Source organism: Salegentibacter echinorum (genome assembly GCF_900129445.1).
Taxonomy (GTDB): Bacteria; Bacteroidota; Bacteroidia; order Flavobacteriales; family Flavobacteriaceae; genus Salegentibacter; species Salegentibacter echinorum.
In genome coordinates this window covers 1-18,757 of record NZ_FQVT01000001.1, presented here as the reverse complement: position 1 = coordinate 18,757, position 18,757 = coordinate 1, and the positions used below count along the sequence as shown (strand labels likewise).

Sequence of the window (18,757 nt, the reverse complement as noted above, 5' to 3'; positions counted from 1 at the left end):
CAATACCTGGAAGTTAAACGGAGTGCATAACCGGTCGTGCCTCCCTTTTATAACTCCTTCTTAATTCCAGGTCTTGAAAATGTATCAGCAACAAAAAGAAGGTAACAGCGGACGGCTCTGTAGGAAGTAAATCTAAAAAGATCATTATGAAATCATTTAAAAACATCAAAAAGGAAGCGGGACTAAAAAAAGGAAAACGCTCTGGATATAATAAGTAAATCAGCTTAAAAAAAATATAAACCAAAACTATCCAAAAGGTTTGGGTAGCATTTTTAATCAATTTAAATCTTTTATTATGAGCACTTTAAAAAATCAAGTACAGTTAATCGGAAACCTGGGCGAAGCACCACAAATCACTAACCTGGATAGCGGTAAAAAAGTAGTCCGCTTTTCACTGGCCACCAATGAGTTTTATAAAAACGCCAATGGAGAGAAAGTTCAAAAAACCGAATGGCACACCATTGTAGCCTGGAACAAAACTGCCGAAATTATTGAGAAATATGCCGGTAAGGGAAAAGAAATTGGAATTAGCGGAAAACTAAAATCCCACAGTTACGAGAAAGACGGGGTTACACGCTATATCACAGAGGTAGAAGCAAATGAAATTTTGCTTTTAGGCACTAAAAACGGCAATTCATAACACGGTAATTAAACAAGAGGGCGTTTCAGTCGAAGGTCACGCCCTCTTTTATAAATAACTTATAAAACTAAAAAAAATTATGAAAGCACAAATTAATGAAATTAAAGAAGGCTTGCAACATTTTCACGGTTCTGAAACCTTATTTCAAATCCCATTGTTAAACACCCGGTACACTAACGGATTGAAATATTTGGCGGAAGCTGCCCAATGTTTTTGGCTGATTACAGATGCTTCAGTAATTGCAAAATGCCATATAGCACGTAGCGCGTTTATTACGATCGATTGTAAAAGACTTTCTAAAGTGGAGCAAAATGCTAAAGGTTACGAGGCTGAAATAATGTATTCCGACAGCAACGATAATATATTGGAGAAACACCGCTACCGGGTAATGGATTTCCCACTCGATAAACTGCGATTGTTTTTTGTCAACAATACGCTGATGTTACCCAGCGAATATTAAAATTAAAGAGGGCGCTCCTGTCGAAAGTTACGCCCTCTATTATTAACCCTTTAATCAAGCTAACAATGAAAACCAAAGTTAATGAAATAGCCATAAGTTACAACGGAAGTACTCAAGTGAATTTGCTTCCTAAAATAACCTGTTCCCAAAGTGCGGCAGATCTAGCCTTTGGGCAGTGGAACAAAAACAGTATTGAACTGCAAGAGACTTTTAAAATTATGCTGCTCAATAATGCCAACCGGGTAAAAGGTATTTACGAATTATCAACCGGCGGAATCACGGGTACTTTAGTCGATGTTCGTATCTTGTTTGCCGTGGTGTTAAAGTCAGTCACGACGGCTTTGATATTACTACATAATCATCCAAGTGGGACCCTTCGACCTAGTGAAGCCGATAAACGCCTCACCCAAAAAATTAAGCATGCCGGGGAACTTTTTGATATTAAAGTTTTAGATCATTTGATCATTTCCCCGAATGGACGGTATTACAGTTTTGCCGATGAAGGTATTCTTTAAAAGTAATATTTTTTTTAATCTAAAAGGCCTTTGAATTTTCAGAGGTCTTTTTTTATGATTGGTTTCCAAAAAAATTACTATCTTTAGTTAGCTGAAAATCAGCTTTTAATTTTACCAGGGATCCTATTTTTGACTTTCGCTGATACCCTGCATTTCAATTATTAACATACCGGAAATTGATTTTCCTAAAATGGCAATCTGCTTGCGACGGCAATCGCGATTAGCGGTATTGTACGAAATTTTTGCCACGAGTACTCGTGGCGAAAAGGAGTAGCAAGAGGGTAACGGGCAGAGCCGCGTTACATACTCCTTTTCGTTTTTAAGTTGCTGATTACCAGCGACTTAAAATCATTGCAGTTTCGTGACGTTTAGCCAATTGCGACAAATGCGCTGCCAACGTTCATTTTTAGGGAAGAATTTGCGACAAATCAGCGAATTATGAACTCATTTAGCGGCATTAGGTTTAAAAAAGAAACGGCAAAACGTTTCCAGCAATTTTCCAAAAAACACTTCAATTCCCACACCGAAGCCCTGGCCACCATGCTCGATTTTTTCTTCTACAACGAAATCTCGCCACGGGAAAGATTGGGACCTACCGGACGAACCATTGAAGCCAATTTAAAGAAACGGATCAATGCGGTGATTGCCATAATGAAGGATATGGAAAAGACCCAAACCAAACCTACCGTGGCCATGATCGAATCCCTTTTCCAAATCGATACACCTCAAAAGAAGCCGCTAATCCTGGAAAAGAAATTCACGGAAGAAAAGAAGGAAGTACGCTTCCAGGAAAAACGACATCCCAAGAACAAACTCTAAAATTTCTAGCTATGTATATCACGATCACACCACAAAAATTGGGCGCTAGTTATTCCAAAAGTTCAGCAGATTTTGTGGATTATCTGGAAAAAGAAAACCAAGCTTTAGAAGGAGAATTGCCATCTGGAGCTGCAGAAAATATAGAACACTTTTTCAATCAATATGAAGATGAAATTTCAGCTTCAAAAGTGGTCAAAGCTATTGATAAAAATACTGCAAAATTGGAAAAAACCGAACCTCGCTTCTACTCCATTACCGTCAGTCCTTCTAAGTACGAATTAAGACGATTGCAAGATAGCAGTGAAGATCTTAAAAAGTACACGCGAGAATTAATGAAGGATTACGTGAAATCCTTTAACCGCGAAATCAATGGGCGACCGGTAAGCATCGATAATATTAAATACTATGCAAAAATTGAACACCGGCGAGCATTTAAGGGTACCGATAAACAGGTAAAAGAGAATCAGCCTTATGCCACAAAAATCCTTCAGCTAAAGACCAATATACGAAAAGTGGAACGCGGTGAAATAGCAGGAAGCACCAAAATTATGCAACGGCAAATTGATCAGCTGGAACGTCAAGCGCCACACCAACAAAATGGTCAGCGGATCGTGCAGGGAATGCAAAAGGAAGGCAACCAAAGTCACATCCATATCATTGTAAGTCGTAAAGATGCATCCAATAGGTTCAGTTTATCGCCCGGAAGCAAATACCGAGCTTCTCAGGTCGAATTAAATGGTAAAACAGTAAAACGCGGTTTTGACCGAGATCAATTTTTTAAAAACGCTGAAAAAACATTTGACCAAACATTCGGGTATCAGCGAAACTTCGTAGAAACCTATAAAGCAAGGAAGCAGTTTATCAAGAACCCAAAAAACTACTTTGCTTCTTTAACCGGGTTACCTGCCAGTGAAAAAGCCATTGCTTTTAAAATATTAAAGGAAACAGGTATCCCAATGGTGCCCAGCATCCCTGTCAGTCAGACGCAACTCGCTCTGAAACTATTTCATAAACTACGTAAGGGAGTTGATATCGCTGTAAAATCAAGTTCAATCGGAATCTAAATTTAGCTACTATGGAAACAGACAGTCTTTTTACAATCCTCATGATCCTTGCTCTAAGCAGCCTGTTATTTTATGGGATATTCCGATTGACGCGCTATGCGTTTATGATTAACCTCCTATTGATCGGTATACTTATATTTAGTCTCTACACTGCCAATACCATCTTCGTATTGCTTCTATATTTTGGCTGTCCACTTTTGCTCATCAACACCGGGATGTACGTTTTTCTGCATACCTCAGATAATCCAAAAAACAGCGACCTAAAATACCGGGTGAGCTTTGCCACTAAGCAGGGTAATTTTAAACTCGATAACATCAAACGCGGTGCTTCCATTATTGGTTCTGCAGGAAGTGGGAAGACCGAAAGTGTGGTGTATGGGTTTTTAAAGCATTTTCAAAAGGAAAGCTTTTGCGGCATCATCCACGATTACAAGGATTTTGAGCTTACTGAGATGGCTTACCCCTTGTTTAAGGATCATGATGTTCCGTTTAAAATTATTTCTTTTGATCATATTATTCACAGGGTGAACCCCATAGCCCCGCGCTATTTGGAAAACGAAGAGAGTGTGAATGAGGTCTCGCGAGTGCTTATCGAAAACCTGTTGGAGCAAAGGGATTCCTATGCGTCCGGGACCACCAGGTTTTTTAATGATGCTGCGGAGGGATTGATCGGCGGGCTCATCTGGAAACTTAAAACCTCCTATCCTGAGTTTTGCACCCTCCCCCATTTGATTGCTATCTACCAATATTTGGATACCGATAGCCTGGTGCAATTTTTAGAAACCAATACCACCTCCAGGGCCATGGCCGATGCGTTTATCAGTGGGAAAGATTCCGAACGGCAAACTGCCGGGGTGAAAAGTACACTGGCCAATGCCTTAAAGCGTATCAGCACCCAACGGATTTTTATGGTACTTTCCAAAGATGAAGTGCCACTTGATATCAACAGTGAAGAAAATCCGGCTGTAATTTCAATAGTGAATAATCCTAAGTTTGAAAGCTCTTACTCCCCGGTTATTGCGACTATTATCCACACCATTACCAAACAAATGAGTGTACGCGGACAAAAACCATCCTTTTTAATGATGGAAGAGGCCCCGACCATCCGTTTGCTTAATATGCACCGTATTCCGGCAACCCTGCGGAGTTATGATATTGCCACCATCTACGTGATGCAGGACAAAATCCAAAACGATATGATGTACGGTGATAAAGCCAGTAAGGCGATATTAAGCAATCTGTCCTATCAGTTTTTTGGAAAGGTTAACGATCCCGATACCGCCAAATACTACGAACGATTCTTTGAGATTGTAAAGAAACAGACCACCAGTGTAAATCGGGGACACAATCTTAACTTTGATACACGGGTCACCACAGGAGAAAAGGAAATCCCGAAAATTAGGGCCGATGAGTTCTTTCGTTTGCAGCAAGGGGAGTTCATTACTTATGCCGATGGGAAGGACAAAAAAGTGCAGTTTAAATTGGCAAATATTCAGAGAGCATTACCGGAAGAACCAAAACAGTTTACTCAAGAAGATTTAACGGCTAATTTTGAACGGGTCTATGAGGAGGTGAGATCCATCTTTAATCAATGAATATGGCCATCTTCAACAATTTTATTACTGAATTTGATGGTATCTTGAACCTTTTTCAACCTTACAATCTAAAGTGATATTAGTACTTTTGTAACAAATTATGTAGCTAGGAAAAGTAAAAAATATCCTAGATAGGTTGACTTCCCGAAATCAACATTCCACCTTGAAATAAATGGATTTAGTGACTTTTTACATCTTAATTATCATTTTCCTTGCTACCTTGGTTCGTTCAACTTTTGGTTTTGGGGAATCCATGGTAGCCGTTCCCCTTCTTATACTTTTTATCCCAATAGAAATTGCTGTTCCTCTTTCCGTGCTTTTATCGATTACTATTGCTGCAATTGTGGTTGTACAAGACAAGAAACAAATACATTTTAATAGTGCAAAATGGTTATTGCTTTTTGCAGCCATTGGTATTCCTGTAGGATTATTGTTACTTGTTTATGGAAATGAAAACCTTATAAAATCAGGATTGGGAATACTGATTGTTTTATATGCTATCTATTCCTTACTTTCAAAAAACGATTTTAAATTAAAAACTGATAATAAAGCTTGGCTTTTCATTTGCGGCTTTTTATCAGGTATTTTTGGTGGTGCTTATGGCCTTAATGGCCCTCCACTTGTGATCTATGGCAATATGCGCAATTGGACGGCCAAACATTTTAGGGCGACCTTACAAGCCTATTTTTTACCGGCCAGTATGATTGGTATGTTTGGTTATTGGTACAAAGGTCTCTGGACCCCAACAGTAACCTATTATTTTCTCATATCCTTACCGGTTGCGATCCCCACTATTTTTCTTGGAAGGTTTTTAAATCACAGGTTAAAAGATGGCATATTTCTAAATTACGTTTATATAGGATTAATCTGTATTGGGGCATTGTTATTAGGCCAATCCTTGGTCGAACTATAATGAAATACAGTAATCACCAAACCATAGACAACCTTACTTTAATTATTTTTCACATTCCTGAGATGAAACAAAACAAATATTACGAACGATTTTTGAAATTATAAAAAATCCGAACAAAAGCGTAAACCGTAGCCATAACCTTGATTTTGATACCCGAATTAAAAAGGGGAAAAGAAATACCTAAAATACGGGCAGATGAGTTCTTTCGTTTGGAGCAAGGCGAGTTTATCACTTATGCCGACGAGAAGGATAAAAAAGTGCAGTCTAAATTGGCAAATATTCAGAGAGCATTACCGGAAAAACAAAGCAGTTTTCTCAAGAAGATTTAGCGGCTAATTTTGAACGGGTTTATGAGGAGGTGAGGTCGATATTTAATAAATAGGGACTGACCCGGGAAACTAAAATTTGATTTTAAAATAATTAATGAACATCATATGCGATACTAAGGATCAATACCTCCCTTCTAATTGTGTTCGCAAATATGTAAAAAACTTTAATGAAAATTGAAAAATTGGACTCAGTATTAAAGTGTAGATGAAAGTAACCCAAAAAATCGGACCGCCAAGAAGAAATCCGAGAGCCAGCACGGTGAGTTCGACAACGATTCTTGCTTTTACTACAGATAACCTAAATCTTTCCGAAATGGAAAGCATAAATCCGTCACGCGGTCCAGCACCTACATTACCCGATACGTATAAACCTCCCCCTAACCCAATGAGCAAAATGCCAAAAAGCAGCAAAAGGTAGTCCGTCCAATTATGACTAGCGTCCGGCAATATATCTAACCAAAGAAAAAAGTCCATAATAGGACCGATGAGTAAAGCATTTAGAAATGTTCCTATATTGACATATTTCTTACTCACAAGCAACGAGACACCAATGAGAACTAAACCCACGATAATACTCCAGGTTCCAATACTTAAACCAAAATGTTCAAATAGCGCCACGTTCAGAACATCCCAGGGATGTAAGCCTAAATATTTAACCTTAACGGCAAAGGCTACGCCCAGTCCAAAACATATAAGACCGATAAAAAAAAATGTATAACGAATAGTATTAGCGTGTAAGGCTTTTATCCTATGAACTTCCATTTATTTTCTTTGGAGAATTGAGCGCGCAAACTACGAAAAAAGTGAACGATTGATGAAATCAATATAATATATCTGAAACAAAGAATTTTTTGAAAATTAGTCTAGAATAGTTCGAATGCAACCACTACAATGATTATTAGACAATTTGGATTGAAAAGCTAAGAGGGTACAGTTTACAATACAAAAGATTATAAGGAAACTTTCCGAAGAATTGGAACAGTATTCCCAAGCAGATTTAGTGGCTACTTTTGAATTGGTTTATGAGGAGGTTCGGTCGTTATTTGATAAATGAAAAGTGATTTTTTCTATTAAATCAACGCTTTTTCAATTCGGGACGCACTGTGTCCCGAATTGAGTCTATACTCTGAAGTGAATATTGTGACGACAGTGTCGTCAAAATAATACAATTTGATGTGAAATTGATGATCTTGTTTAACAGCCTTATAAATAAAACGCTAAAATCTACCAGAGTAAATAATGTATGTAAGTAAACCAAGAAAAGCCGAAAGAAAGAGTTAAGGGCTTGAGCTTTTAATGCGCTGAATATACCTATTATTAAGTAATGTAAAATACTCTTTATTATTTTACATATATTTGTAAAATATACTTAACGTTATGTCTCGAAATAAGATTGTTTTACTTCCTAAAAATAGAAGGATTTTAGAAACTGTGGGAGAAAATATTAAGTTGGCGCGCTTACGCCGAAAACTTACCATGGCGCAAGTTTCTGAGCGTGCTGGTATATCCAGACCAACATTGTCTTCAATAGAAAATGGAAGTTCGGCAGTTTCTTTAGGGATTGTTCTTCAAGTCCTGTTAGTATTAGGTTTGGAAAAAGATTTACTTCTTTTGGCAGAGGATGATGTATTAGGTAGGAAAATACAGGATGCCAATCTCACCGTCAAGGAACGCGGCCCTAAAAATAGTAAGGAATAATGATAAAAGCGCGAAAAGAAATATTGGTTTATGCAGATTGGGAAGGCATAGAAGAACCCTTTTTGATGGGTATTTTGTATGCTACGCCTTCAAGAGGTAAAGAAATATTCTCTTTCGAATATGATAAGAAGTGGTTGCAATCGGATTTTGCCCAAATCATAGACCCAGATTTGCAATTATTTGAAGGAATGCAGTTCCTTAATGATGAAAAATCTAATTTTGGAATATTCCTCGATTCATCACCAGACCGATGGGGACGCGTCCTTATGCTTCGAAAAGAGGCTGCAAAAGCGCGTCGAGAAGATCGCCGTGCAAAAACATTAATGGAGTCCGATTACCTACTTGGGGTGTTTGATGGTAACCGGATGGGCGGTCTCCGCTTTAAAACCGAACAAAATGGTTATTTTTTGGATGATAACAAAGAAATGGCCGCACCACCTTTTGCGGCACTAAGAGATCTTGAGTATGCAAGCTTGCAGTTAGAGAAAGATGATGCTTCTGAAAACCCAGAATATGTAAAATGGCTCAATATGTTAATGGCACCGGGATCATCTTTGGGAGGAGCCCGCCCAAAAGCAAATATCCGGGATACTGATGGTCATTTATGGATTGCCAAATTTCCGAGTCAAAATGATTCACGCGATATGGGTGCCTGGGAAATGCTGGTTTATCGACTTGCAGTCCTGTCTGGGATTGGTATGGCACCGTCTAGAGTGGAAAAGTTCTCCCATCATCAACATACGTTTTTAACGCAGCGATTTGATAGAAAAAATGATGGAACGCGTATTCATTTTGCTTCGGCAATGACCTTGTTAGGCTATACCGATGGAACCGATTATCAAGATGGCGCCAGCTATTTGGAACTTGTAGAATTTCTAATGCAACAAGGTGCCGATATAGATAACGACCTTAAAAAACTATGGACCCGTATTGTGTTTAATATCTGTGTTTCCAATACAGACGATCACCTCCGAAATCACGGATTCTTATTAACGAATTCCGGCTGGGTACTTTCGCCAGCTTACGACATCAATCCTACGCCTAATAGCGCTGGTTTAAAGCTTAATATTTCTGAAGATGATAACGCTTTGGAAATAGACTTAGCGAAAGAAGTTGCACCCTATTTTCGTCTCAAAGAAACCGAAACAAAAAGAATTATAAATTCAGTTCAAAATCAGGTAGCAAAATGGGAGCAGCTAGCTTTGGAACTCGGAATTCCAGGAAATGAAATAGCATTGATGCAGGATGTTTTTAAATTTTAAAGCAAGGCTTAGATTTGGATTATTAATAACCGCATAGGCCTTATTTTAAAACTCGTTAACTAACAATCTTGGCGTAAGTACCTACAGAGCACTTAAAAATATAATGCCGACACCATCGTCAAAATTCAGGAATCCCCAGGTTATTGGAGCACTATAATGAAGATTGCTTTTGTTTCCCTGAAAACTTTTTAAGAATGGTGCTGCCCCCGCATCAGAAATTCAGCAAACCGAGCAAGTTACCGAGCAAGACAACGAGCAAGTATCACGAAAGTAACCTGCAAGTTACTGAACAAGAACCCCGCAAGTACCCCCCAAGTACCCTGCAAGTACCCTGCAAGTCACCCACCAAGTATGAGAAATTTTAAATGTTTTTATTTCCGAACACAAAAGAAATGAATTGCAAAACCACTTAGAGCCAACGAATAGAAAGAATTTTAGAATTAATTTTTGGTGGGACTTACCCATTACCAAACAAATAAGTGTGCGCGGACAAAACCATCCTTTTAAATGATGAAAGAAGCACCCACAATTAGACTTCTAAATATGCACCGCATTCCGGCAACCTTTAAGAGGTTATTATTTTCCTATCCACAATTTACGTGATACAGGACAAAATTAAAAATGAGATGATGTATGGCGATAAAACCTGTTTGGCTATTCTGAGCAATCTATCTTACCAGTTTTTTGGAAAGTCAACGATCTCGATACCGCGAAATACTACGAACGCTTTTTTGAAATTGTGAAAAAAGGAAACAACCAGTATAAACCGATGCAATAATCTCAATTTTGATACGCGAGTCACTACCGGGGAAAAGAAAATTCCAAAAATAAGAGCAGATGTTTTTTTCAGGTTAAAGCAAGGCGAGTTTATTACGTATGTAGATGGGAAGGATAAATAAGTACAGTTTAAATTGCAGAATATTCAGAGAGAGCTTCCTGAGGAATCAAAACAATTTACTCAAGCTTATTTAGAGGTTAATTTTGAGCGGGTTTATGAATAGGCGAGGCCGATATTTGCGTAATGCAATTTAAATATTTCGAAACTATTATACATAACTGGTTTAGAGGTTCTTTTAACTTATGATTGTTGAAAGATTTTTCAGTAAATCAACTCAAGATTTAAATCTTCTTTATATATTGTTAAAAATTTAACGCGTTCAGATTCGAAGGTAATTCGTTATCTCACTAAATCTGATTGAATTAAACAAGTAGTAGCCCTAAATACTATTTGTATTTAAAACACCCCCATTTCTGCATGCATACGGAACAGAAAATTAATTCAGGGAATTTTCATATCCTTAAGCCACGTAAGGCACTCAACAAAGCTTTTTTAAAGCTTAAGCCCAACCGCTCTAAAATCGAGCTGTTTAAAAGTAGTCTTAAAGAATTACTGGATCGTACTAACGATACTGAGTCCGAGGAATTCCACAAAAATCTGGTCACAGATTTTCTAAAGAAGACATACTACAATCCCAATCATTTTATCAATACCAAAGGTCGTAATGACCTGGTAATCCATAACGGAAATAAGCCGAAAAGCAGTGTTGGAGTTATCATTGAAGCAAAAAAGCCCACGAACCGGACCGAAATGCTCAGTAAAGAGAAGATAAATGTTAAGGCATTTCAGGAACTGGTGCTTTACTATCTTCGAGAGCGTATTACCCAGAAGAATTTGGAGGTAAAATATCTAATCGCTACCAATATTAACGAGTGGTTTATTTTTGATGCCAATATTTTTGAGAAAGCATTTGCTGAAAACAAACAGCTGGTAAATCAATTTACCGATTTTGAAGCCGGAAGACTGGCCGGAAAAACCACCGATTTTTTCTATAAAGAAATAGCCGAACCTTTTATTGCCCAGCTACAACAGGAAGTAGAATGCACACATTTCGACATTCGGAATTATGAAAAACCGCTTCGAAACAATAATCCTAAGGATGATAACAAGCTAATCACGCTCTTTAAACTGTTTTCTCCTGAACATTTGCTGAAGCTTCCGTTTTTCAATGATAGCAATAGTCTCGATAAAAAGTTTTACGGAGAGCTGCTTCATATTATAGGCCTTACCGAAACCAAACAAGGCGGCAAGAAGATCATTGAACGGCAAAAAGAAGGACAGCGCAATACCGGTTCTTTCTTAGAAAATGCCATCATCCAACTGGATAGTACAGATAAGATTGGTCGTCTTCAGAATCCGTCGCATTTTGGGAAAAACCAACAGGAACGGCTCTTCAATGTAGGACTGGAGCTTAGTATTACCTGGCTGAATAGGATTCTTTTCTTAAAATTACTCGAAGCACAACTTATTACTTACCATAAAGGCGACAGGTCTTATGAATTCCTTAGCCTGGAAAGGATACAAAATTATGATGATCTCAATAGTTTGTTCTTTCAGGTACTGGCAAGGCAATATAATGAAAGAAATGAAGATGTAAAAGTACTGTTTGAAAAAGTGCCTTATCTCAACAGTTCATTGTTCGAGCCTACAGATATTGAACACAGCACGCTGTTTATTAGCAACCTTCGGGACGATAAGACCCTGCCTATTTATAGCGCTACGGTGCTAAAGGACAAAAAAGGCAAAAAGCGCAGCGGCGAAATCAATGCCCTGGAATATCTTTTTGAATTTCTGAACTCTTACGACTTTAGCAGTGAAGGTGGGGAAATGATTCAGGAAGACAATAAAACCCTTATTAATGCCTCTGTGCTGGGGCTTATTTTCGAAAAGATAAACGGCTATAAAGATGGTTCTTTCTTTACTCCCGGTTTTATTACGATGTATATGTGCCGTGAAACCATCAGGAAAGCGGTGGTACAAAAGTTTAATGAAACCAAGAATTGGGACTGTAAGGATCTGGAACAGTTGTATGATCGTATAGAAGACCGGCAGGAAGCCAATGAGCTTATTAATAGCATAAAGATTTGTGATCCTGCGGTTGGTTCGGGACATTTTCTGGTTTCTGCACTTAATGAGATAATCGCCATTAAAAACGACCTGAACATTCTGCAGGATCGTTCTGGCCGGCGATTAAAGGAATACCAGGTAGAAGTAGTGAACGATGAACTTGTCGTAACCGATGAAGAAGGCGAGCTCTTTGAATATAATCCAACAGCTAAGGAAAGCCAGCGAATACAGGAAGCGCTTTTTCATGAAAAGCAACAGATTATTGAAAACTGTCTTTTTGGGGTAGATATAAATCCCAATTCAGTTAAGATTTGCCGACTGAGATTATGGATAGAACTTCTCAAAAATGCTTATTATAAGAATGACACCGAATTAGAGACACTACCAAATATTGATATCAATATTAAATGCGGAAATTCGCTTATTAGCCGTTTTGACCTGGATGCCGACTTAAGCAAAGCGCTAAAAGAAAGCAAATGGAATATTGACAGCTATCGTACTAGCGTAGATACCTACCGGAATGCCGAAAACAAAGAGCAAAAGCGTGAGATGGAAAAGATCATCCACGATATAAAAAATGATTTTAGAAGTGAAATTTCCTCCAATGATCCTAAAATAAAGAAACTTCAAAAGGTAAAAAGTAAACTTTTTTTGATGACAGAGCAACCAAAAATGTTTGAATTGTCAAAAAGGGAGAAATCGAAGTGGAACAAAAAAGTAGAGCAACTTTCTAAAGAAAGCAAAAAACTGGAAACTGCCATCCAGGAGATCAAAGACAATAAGATCTATGAAAATGCTTTTGAATGGCGCTTTGAATTTCCGGAGGTCTTAAATGATGATGGAGATTATATAGGCTTTGATGTGGTGATTGGGAATCCTCCGTATTTTTCTTTATCTAAAATAAAGGATCAATCTGAATATTTTTCTAAAGCAGATTTTAAAACTTATTCTAAAGGTGCAGACATTTATTGTTTGTTTTATGAACGTGGCGGGCAAATTATGAAAGATTATGGTGTTCTTACTTTTATAACTTCTAATTCTTGGTTACGCGGAATATATGGGGATCTCCTTAAAAACTATTTCGTTAAAAACTTGCAACCCGTTTCCTTAATGAATATTGAAGATATTCAGGTTTTTGAAGAAGCCACTGTAGAATCAAATATTATTACTCTTCAGAAAGGGTATAAAGCGGGGTCCTTTCCGGTAGTAAATCTTTCAAAAGAATATTCCATGGGGTCTTCGTTATCTGAATTTTTTGACCAAAATTCTTTCGAATTTAAAATACCTAAAAGTTCTGATTGGTTCATTGGTAATGAGGAAGAATCAAAACTAAAATTGAAAATAGAAAAAGGGTCTAAATTACTGAAAGAATTTTCTATTACAATTAATTTTGGATTAAAGACAGGTTATAATGCAGCCTTTATTCTAAATGAAGCGACTAAAAAGAATTTGATTCTAGCTGACCCGAAAAATGAGGAACTAATAAAACCCATTTTACGAGGGAGAGATGTACAGAAGTATATATTTGATTTTGATGGCTTTTATTTGCTGAATACTCACAATGGTGTCAAAGCGAAAGATATCTCTAGAATTAATGTAGAGAGAGATTACCCAGAAATTGAAAGATTTCTCGAAAGCTACTTACCAAAAGTTCAAGAAAGATATGACCAAGGTGATCACTGGACAAATCTCAGGAATTGTGTTTATATAGAAGATTTTGAAAAACCTAAAATAATATGGGGAGAAATATCAGATAGACCAAAATTCGCATATGATGATTCTGGTTTTTATGCCGAGGCTACTACTTTTTTGATGACAGGAGAGAAATTAAAATTTCTACTAGCAATCTTGAACTCCAAAGTTTCTGAATGGTACTTTAATCTCGTAGGGACGACCACTGGAATGGGTACTAATCGTTGGAAAAAATACAAAATACAAATGCTTCCAATCAAAGTGGCAACTCTTCAAGAAGAAGAAATTTTAGAAACCTTAGTGAATCAAATAATAGAGTTAAAAAAAGAGAATGCCACAGCAGACACTTCCTCCTTAGAAGCCGAAATCGACCGGCTGGTTTATGAATTATATGGGTTGACGGAGGAGGAAATTGGGATAGTAGAAGAAGCTTAATAATAACTTCAAATTATTTAAAATAATGAAAAAAGAAGAGTTAATACAGCAAGCTAATAAGATTTTAGCGGAAGTAAATAGTAATTATTATGGTACTAAGGCGCAGGCTACTGAATTTTTAAAGAATTATGCAGGGACAAACAATAGTTTTGTTCCGGCAATTGAAAAAATACCCTATTCGTCAAATACTTCTTTTATGAAAATGCAGTTAGAAGGAATTTTAAGGTCCTTTGTTGAGTATGTGGAAAATGGTTTATTAAGGAATTTATCTTTGGAACGGGAAATACAAATAGAGACTGTATCAGATTATTTAAGTCAGGCAGAGACACTTCTAAATGATAAAAATGTGCATCCCGTGGCACCTGCTGTTTTAATTGGAGCCTCGTTGGAAGAATTTCTTCGAAACTGGTTAGAAGATGAAGAAACAGATTTGTCCCAAATTAAATTGAGCTTAGATAGTTATACTAAGGAATTAAGGAAGCATAATTTAATTAGTAAACAGGATGTAAAAGATATAACCTCTTGGGGTGGCACACGAAATGACGCAGCTCATGGACATTGGGAAAATGTTTCAGACAGAAATCGAATTAAATTAATGCTAGAAGGAGTAAATCTATTTATGAGAAAATACTCACATTCCGTTAGTTAATGAACAACGGTGAAAAGTGAACAGGAAATTCAAAGGAGTATGAAGGAATGGGCCAGTTGATCTATGAGCTTTATGGATTGACGGAGGAGGAAATTAAAATAATTGAAACCAAAAATTAATAATATGGCTATAGAAGTTAAGACAGATGGGGAAAATTTAATTTTTGAGGATTATGAAAAAAGAAGAATCACTATAAAACAAAACGATTATCTGGAGTTAATGAGCTTAGAAGAAAAACGGGCTGTTCGTCCGGCATTAGAGGATTGCCTGAAAAACCCAACAGAAGTTTGGTGGAACAAGGAAGAAATTGAAGCAGTAGATTATTTTTACTATAAATATATCAAACTCTTTTCTAATCTTGTATTCGTAGCGTTTGTGGTGATAGATGATGCTTCTAATTTTGAATTAAATAATTTCTACGCTTACAACGAGAATGAATTTAAACTGGCAGAGCAAGAAAGAAAAGGACAACTAATCCTTTCAAATTCACGGTAGCAAAATGGAGAAGAAAAAATGAGATTGTTGAGGAGATTGTTCCGGGTAATTTAGGGGCATCGAAAGGAAATTCCCTTTATGAAAAAGAAGGTAAAATGAATGGTCTGGAAGAACGTGTAATTATGAAAATTGGTACTAAACCTAATATTGAATTTTGGCATAGAAACTTAGATAGAGCAAAAGGATATTTCCTGAATGGATTTGTAAATCACTATCCATATTTTATTTTAAAGACAACCTCCAGACGCATCATTTTAATCGAAACAAGAGGCGACGATCGCGATAACCCCGATAGCGAACGCAAATGCCGATTAGGTAATAATTGGGAAAGTCAAGCAGGGCAAGGTTTTTCCTACTTTATGATTCTTGATAAAAAAGAGGGAAGGCGCTTATACGCTGGACAAAGCCAAAGAATTAATAGGTAAAATGTAGTTATCCACTAGTTCTATTATGAATACTTAAAATGGTTTATATATGAGCAATAATAAAATCAGCAAAGGTTTAGTTAATGAATTAAGTAAACTTATCGAGCAGGGCAAGAAAGAAGTCGCTGTGCAGGTAAATAGTACAATGACGATGGTGTTCTGGCAAGTAGGCAAGCGAATTAACCAAGAAATCTTGGAAAATGAACGTGCTGAATATGGGGGGAACATTGTGCCGACAGTGTCGTCACAATTAGTAAAGCATTATGGCAGAAGCTTTGGGACGAAAAACTTGCATAGAATGATGCAATTTGCTGAAATTTATCCTGATATTCAAATTGTCGTTTCACTGACACGACAATTGAGCTGGACTCATTTTGTAGCACTTTTGCCTTTAAAATCAGATGAAGAAAGACAATTTTATTCTAAAAAAATAGCTGAAGAAAAATGGAGTACACGTCAAACTCGTAAACAAATAGAGCGCAAAGCTTTTGAGCGTAAGGAAATTGCCAATAGTCCTCTTCCTGCGACAGAGGCTGAACAAAATGTTTAATAGGTTTTAATAGTTGGCTAATCCTAAAATGTTAACAAATTTTTAAATAATTGAGAGCAATAAAATCAGTTTATGAGTAATCAAGATGTAAAGGAAATTAAATATTATTTTTATTCAATTGAATTTAAACCTTTTGCCGATAAAAGAGATACGCACAACAATCATAAAATATGTATTGATACGCTTTACCATTTAGCAAATATTAAACAACAAGGTAAAGGTCTTTTAAAGGATAGAAATGAAAACCGAGCTAAACTTCCTAAACGTGAAATGTTTCTTTCAAGTGCAACCATTATTCCTAAAGAAAGAAGGGCAAGATTCACTATGGCCTTAATACGCAAAGGTAGAAGGCCCAAAATTAAGAAAAAGGGTACGTTTAATTTGGAAAGCATTACTAATATTGGAGAGGTGGTAGAAGTAACTCACTTCTTTGTGGATTTTGGATCGGATAAAAATTTTATTTGTGTTGAAAAAAATCACAATGGTGCTAATATTGCTGATATTGAATATTATTTGAAAATGGTTGCCAGGGATGATTTACAGCTGGCAAGGACCGCTGACTTAACTGTATATATGAACGACACTTTAGATAATGCACTTCAGAATGTAAAGAATGTGCTTAGTTTCAACATTAAAATGCGTCCATCTAATTTAGATTTGATAAATGAGCAACTTAAAACTCAATTTTTTAATGGATTTGAAATTGTTTCGAAAGTTTACAGACCAGAGTTTTTAAGAGTTGAAGCATTTTTTAAAAAACAGGGTCGAAAAATTGAAGAGCGAAAGAAAAATAAAATTGCTACAAATATGTTTAATAAAGCTTTGAAGGTATTTAAGAAAGATCCAACCGAAACATTTTATTATGATCAATTTGATGTGGTTTTTGAGGATGGAACCGGCAATGAAGATAGTTTTAACCTTTTGAAGGACAAGAAAATAATTTCTAAATTAATCGAAGATTCTACAGATTTGTCTTTAAAGGAAAGTTATAATCTTATAAATGATGATTTTACACAGGTAGTAAATGATTTGAAATGAGCAACCTAGTTAATAAATATCTCAATAGGTCTATATTCTACGATTTCTTGACATCCTTAATACTTGGAGTTATAATCTATAGTTTTATATATTGTAATTTTATAGTTATTCCAAATCAAGAATTAATACGAAACTTAATGAGTGATTTGGCTGGAATTGCTTTTACAAGCGCAGGTTTTATTTTAACCATATTGACCGTTTTAATTACTTTTAAAGCAAATTCTAAAAAGGAGAAAAGAATTAAAGACTATGACTCTGCGTTAAGTTTATTCTTCAATACTCCATTATATTCCACCGCGACCCATATTTTAAAAAATTGTATCAAAATTCTGTTAGTAGTAGCTTTAGTTTCTTTTCTTTTAAAAGCTTTTTCTAAAAGTATAAATGTAGAGATTTTATTTAGCCTTTTGTTTGCGCCACTAATATTAATTACAATGGCACTGGTAAGGTGTGTTATTATATTGGGAAAAATACTTAAACTTCAGAATGTTGAATAAGCCATCGTTTAAAAAGGCGCCCGCTCCCCCTTATCCCGTTCCGTGACCTTCCAATTGCCATAATCCATAATGAGCTTAAAGGTTTCCGGTTCATCGGTGTAAGAAGTGGTGAATTTTACCCCGACGGTGCTACCGTCAGAAGTTTCTTTTAGGACTTTAAAGTTTGAATTGAAAATGTTTAAAAAGGCCCCTTTTCCCTTGGCCCATTGTGTGTAACCTTCCATTTCCCATCCTTCTTAATTAAATTAAAAACCCCAGGCTTTGGATCATAGGCTGTAGAATACTTTATCCAAGCTACTTCAGCTTCTATCTCTTCATCCATTACCTTAAAATTAGATTCAGAATTTGCATCCTCAACAAACATATCCTGAATACTGGAAAGATTGGAATATCCTTCCTCGGTAGTATGAGCTTTTAAAGACTCTTTATCACCCTGATAAAAACTTTCCGCTACAATTTTAGCGGTTTCAGACGGCGAATTGTTTTTAACTTCTGCGCAGGAGATTAGCATTAAAATCATGGAATAAATAACGAACTTTTTCATAATACTTTTAATTTGGGTTATTGATAAACCGATGGGATATTTTTAGTTTCACATTTCTTTCTCCGTTTTTTTCATTTAGTTCCAAAATTCCCCGGCGGTCATTGCTTAAGGAAAATTTAGGCATCACATACACTAATTTTACAGTCTGTTTCGCCGGAATTTTAGTAGGCATGTTATATTTAAATATCGGGTTCATCCCTATTTCTTGCAACGATTTCCTTTTTCCTTTTTG

At 36.5% G+C, this 18,757-nt stretch carries 19 protein-coding genes and 2 pseudogenes; 18 read left to right on the top strand and 3 right to left on the bottom strand.

The features are described 5' to 3' along the window. Window positions 1-295 precede the first annotated feature (295 nt). The 8 genes and pseudogenes from BUA71_RS00110 to BUA71_RS17385 form a co-directional block, all read left to right on the top strand. A complete protein-coding gene (locus BUA71_RS00110; protein WP_072876798.1) occupies window positions 296-640 on the top strand; it encodes a single-stranded DNA-binding protein in 345 nt (114 codons plus the stop codon). Between the two features lie 79 nt (window positions 641-719). Then, complete coding sequence (locus tag BUA71_RS00105) at window positions 720-1,100, top strand: DUF6876 family protein (RefSeq protein WP_072875560.1); 381 nt, start codon at window positions 720-722, stop codon at window positions 1,098-1,100. A gap of 65 nt (window positions 1,101-1,165) precedes the next feature. Next, on the top strand, window positions 1,166-1,615 hold the full coding sequence (locus BUA71_RS00100) for a JAB domain-containing protein (RefSeq protein WP_072875559.1): 450 nt from the start codon (window positions 1,166-1,168) through the stop codon (window positions 1,613-1,615). A gap of 438 nt (window positions 1,616-2,053) precedes the next feature. Beyond that, window positions 2,054-2,434: a BfmA/BtgA family mobilization protein gene (locus tag BUA71_RS00095; protein WP_072875558.1), complete on the top strand. Its 381-nt coding sequence runs from the start codon at window positions 2,054-2,056 to the stop codon at window positions 2,432-2,434. Between the two features lie 11 nt (window positions 2,435-2,445). Beyond that, window positions 2,446-3,498 carry a MobB family relaxase gene (gene mobB / locus BUA71_RS00090; protein ID WP_072875557.1) on the top strand — a complete coding sequence of 351 codons (1,053 nt, stop codon included), beginning with the start codon at window positions 2,446-2,448 and terminating at the stop codon, window positions 3,496-3,498. Window positions 3,499-3,509: 11 nt separating this feature from the next. After that, window positions 3,510-5,093: a type IV secretory system conjugative DNA transfer family protein gene (locus BUA71_RS00085; protein ID WP_072875556.1), complete on the top strand. Its 1,584-nt coding sequence runs from the start codon at window positions 3,510-3,512 to the stop codon at window positions 5,091-5,093. Window positions 5,094-5,265: 172 nt separating this feature from the next. Continuing rightward, window positions 5,266-6,006: a sulfite exporter TauE/SafE family protein gene (locus tag BUA71_RS00080; protein ID WP_072875555.1), complete on the top strand. Its 741-nt coding sequence runs from the start codon at window positions 5,266-5,268 to the stop codon at window positions 6,004-6,006. Between the two features lie 74 nt (window positions 6,007-6,080). Beyond that, window positions 6,081-6,388 (top strand): annotated as a pseudogene (locus BUA71_RS17385) (type IV secretory system conjugative DNA transfer family protein); the annotation flags it as partial. A gap of 67 nt (window positions 6,389-6,455) precedes the next feature. Here BUA71_RS17385 and BUA71_RS00070 read toward each other — a convergent pair. Then, window positions 6,456-7,097 carry a YczE/YyaS/YitT family protein gene (locus BUA71_RS00070; protein WP_072875553.1) on the bottom strand — a complete coding sequence of 214 codons (642 nt, stop codon included), beginning with the start codon at window positions 7,095-7,097 and terminating at the stop codon, window positions 6,456-6,458. 615 nt (window positions 7,098-7,712) lie between these two features. Here BUA71_RS00070 and BUA71_RS00065 point away from each other — a divergent pair. The 10 genes and pseudogenes from BUA71_RS00065 (at window position 7,713) to BUA71_RS00020 (ending at window position 17,981) form a co-directional block, all read left to right on the top strand. Next, complete coding sequence (locus BUA71_RS00065) at window positions 7,713-8,033, top strand: helix-turn-helix domain-containing protein (protein ID WP_072875552.1); 321 nt, start codon at window positions 7,713-7,715, stop codon at window positions 8,031-8,033. Next, a complete protein-coding gene (locus BUA71_RS00060; RefSeq protein ID WP_072875551.1) occupies window positions 8,033-9,295 on the top strand; it encodes a type II toxin-antitoxin system HipA family toxin in 1,263 nt (420 codons plus the stop codon). The genes BUA71_RS00065 and BUA71_RS00060 overlap by 1 nt, the downstream gene beginning before the upstream one ends. 463 nt (window positions 9,296-9,758) lie before the next feature. Then, a pseudogene (locus tag BUA71_RS17730) lies at window positions 9,759-10,296 on the top strand (type IV secretory system conjugative DNA transfer family protein); the annotation flags it as partial. A gap of 254 nt (window positions 10,297-10,550) precedes the next feature. Continuing rightward, window positions 10,551-14,327: a class I SAM-dependent DNA methyltransferase gene (locus tag BUA71_RS00050; RefSeq protein WP_072875550.1), complete on the top strand. Its 3,777-nt coding sequence runs from the start codon at window positions 10,551-10,553 to the stop codon at window positions 14,325-14,327. Between the two features lie 25 nt (window positions 14,328-14,352). Further along, window positions 14,353-14,976 (top strand): hypothetical protein, encoded by a 624-nt coding sequence (locus BUA71_RS00045; protein WP_072875549.1) that lies wholly within the window; start codon window positions 14,353-14,355, stop codon window positions 14,974-14,976. A 123-nt stretch (window positions 14,977-15,099) separates the two neighbouring features. Continuing rightward, window positions 15,100-15,471, top strand: coding sequence for a PBECR2 nuclease fold domain-containing protein (locus BUA71_RS00040; protein ID WP_072875548.1), 372 nt, complete (start codon window positions 15,100-15,102; stop codon window positions 15,469-15,471). A gap of 95 nt (window positions 15,472-15,566) precedes the next feature. Then, window positions 15,567-15,896 (top strand): hypothetical protein, encoded by a 330-nt coding sequence (locus BUA71_RS00035; protein WP_217653595.1) that lies wholly within the window; start codon window positions 15,567-15,569, stop codon window positions 15,894-15,896. Window positions 15,897-15,945: 49 nt separating this feature from the next. Continuing rightward, on the top strand, window positions 15,946-16,446 hold the full coding sequence (locus BUA71_RS00030; protein ID WP_083572003.1) for a DUF1016 N-terminal domain-containing protein: 501 nt from the start codon (window positions 15,946-15,948) through the stop codon (window positions 16,444-16,446). 72 nt (window positions 16,447-16,518) lie between these two features. Further along, window positions 16,519-17,484 carry a hypothetical protein gene (locus tag BUA71_RS00025; RefSeq protein WP_072875547.1) on the top strand — a complete coding sequence of 322 codons (966 nt, stop codon included), beginning with the start codon at window positions 16,519-16,521 and terminating at the stop codon, window positions 17,482-17,484. Between the two features lie 137 nt (window positions 17,485-17,621). Beyond that, window positions 17,622-17,981, top strand: a complete 360-nt coding sequence (locus BUA71_RS00020) for a hypothetical protein (RefSeq protein ID WP_072875546.1) — start codon at window positions 17,622-17,624, stop codon at window positions 17,979-17,981. Between the two features lie 178 nt (window positions 17,982-18,159). Here BUA71_RS00020 and BUA71_RS00010 read toward each other — a convergent pair whose 3' ends face one another. After that, window positions 18,160-18,525: a hypothetical protein gene (locus BUA71_RS00010; RefSeq protein ID WP_072875544.1), complete on the bottom strand. Its 366-nt coding sequence runs from the start codon at window positions 18,523-18,525 to the stop codon at window positions 18,160-18,162. Window positions 18,526-18,532: 7 nt separating this feature from the next. Then, the coding region (locus BUA71_RS00005; protein ID WP_139277041.1) for a DUF4138 domain-containing protein at window positions 18,533-18,757 on the bottom strand (225 nt) is incomplete at its 5' end.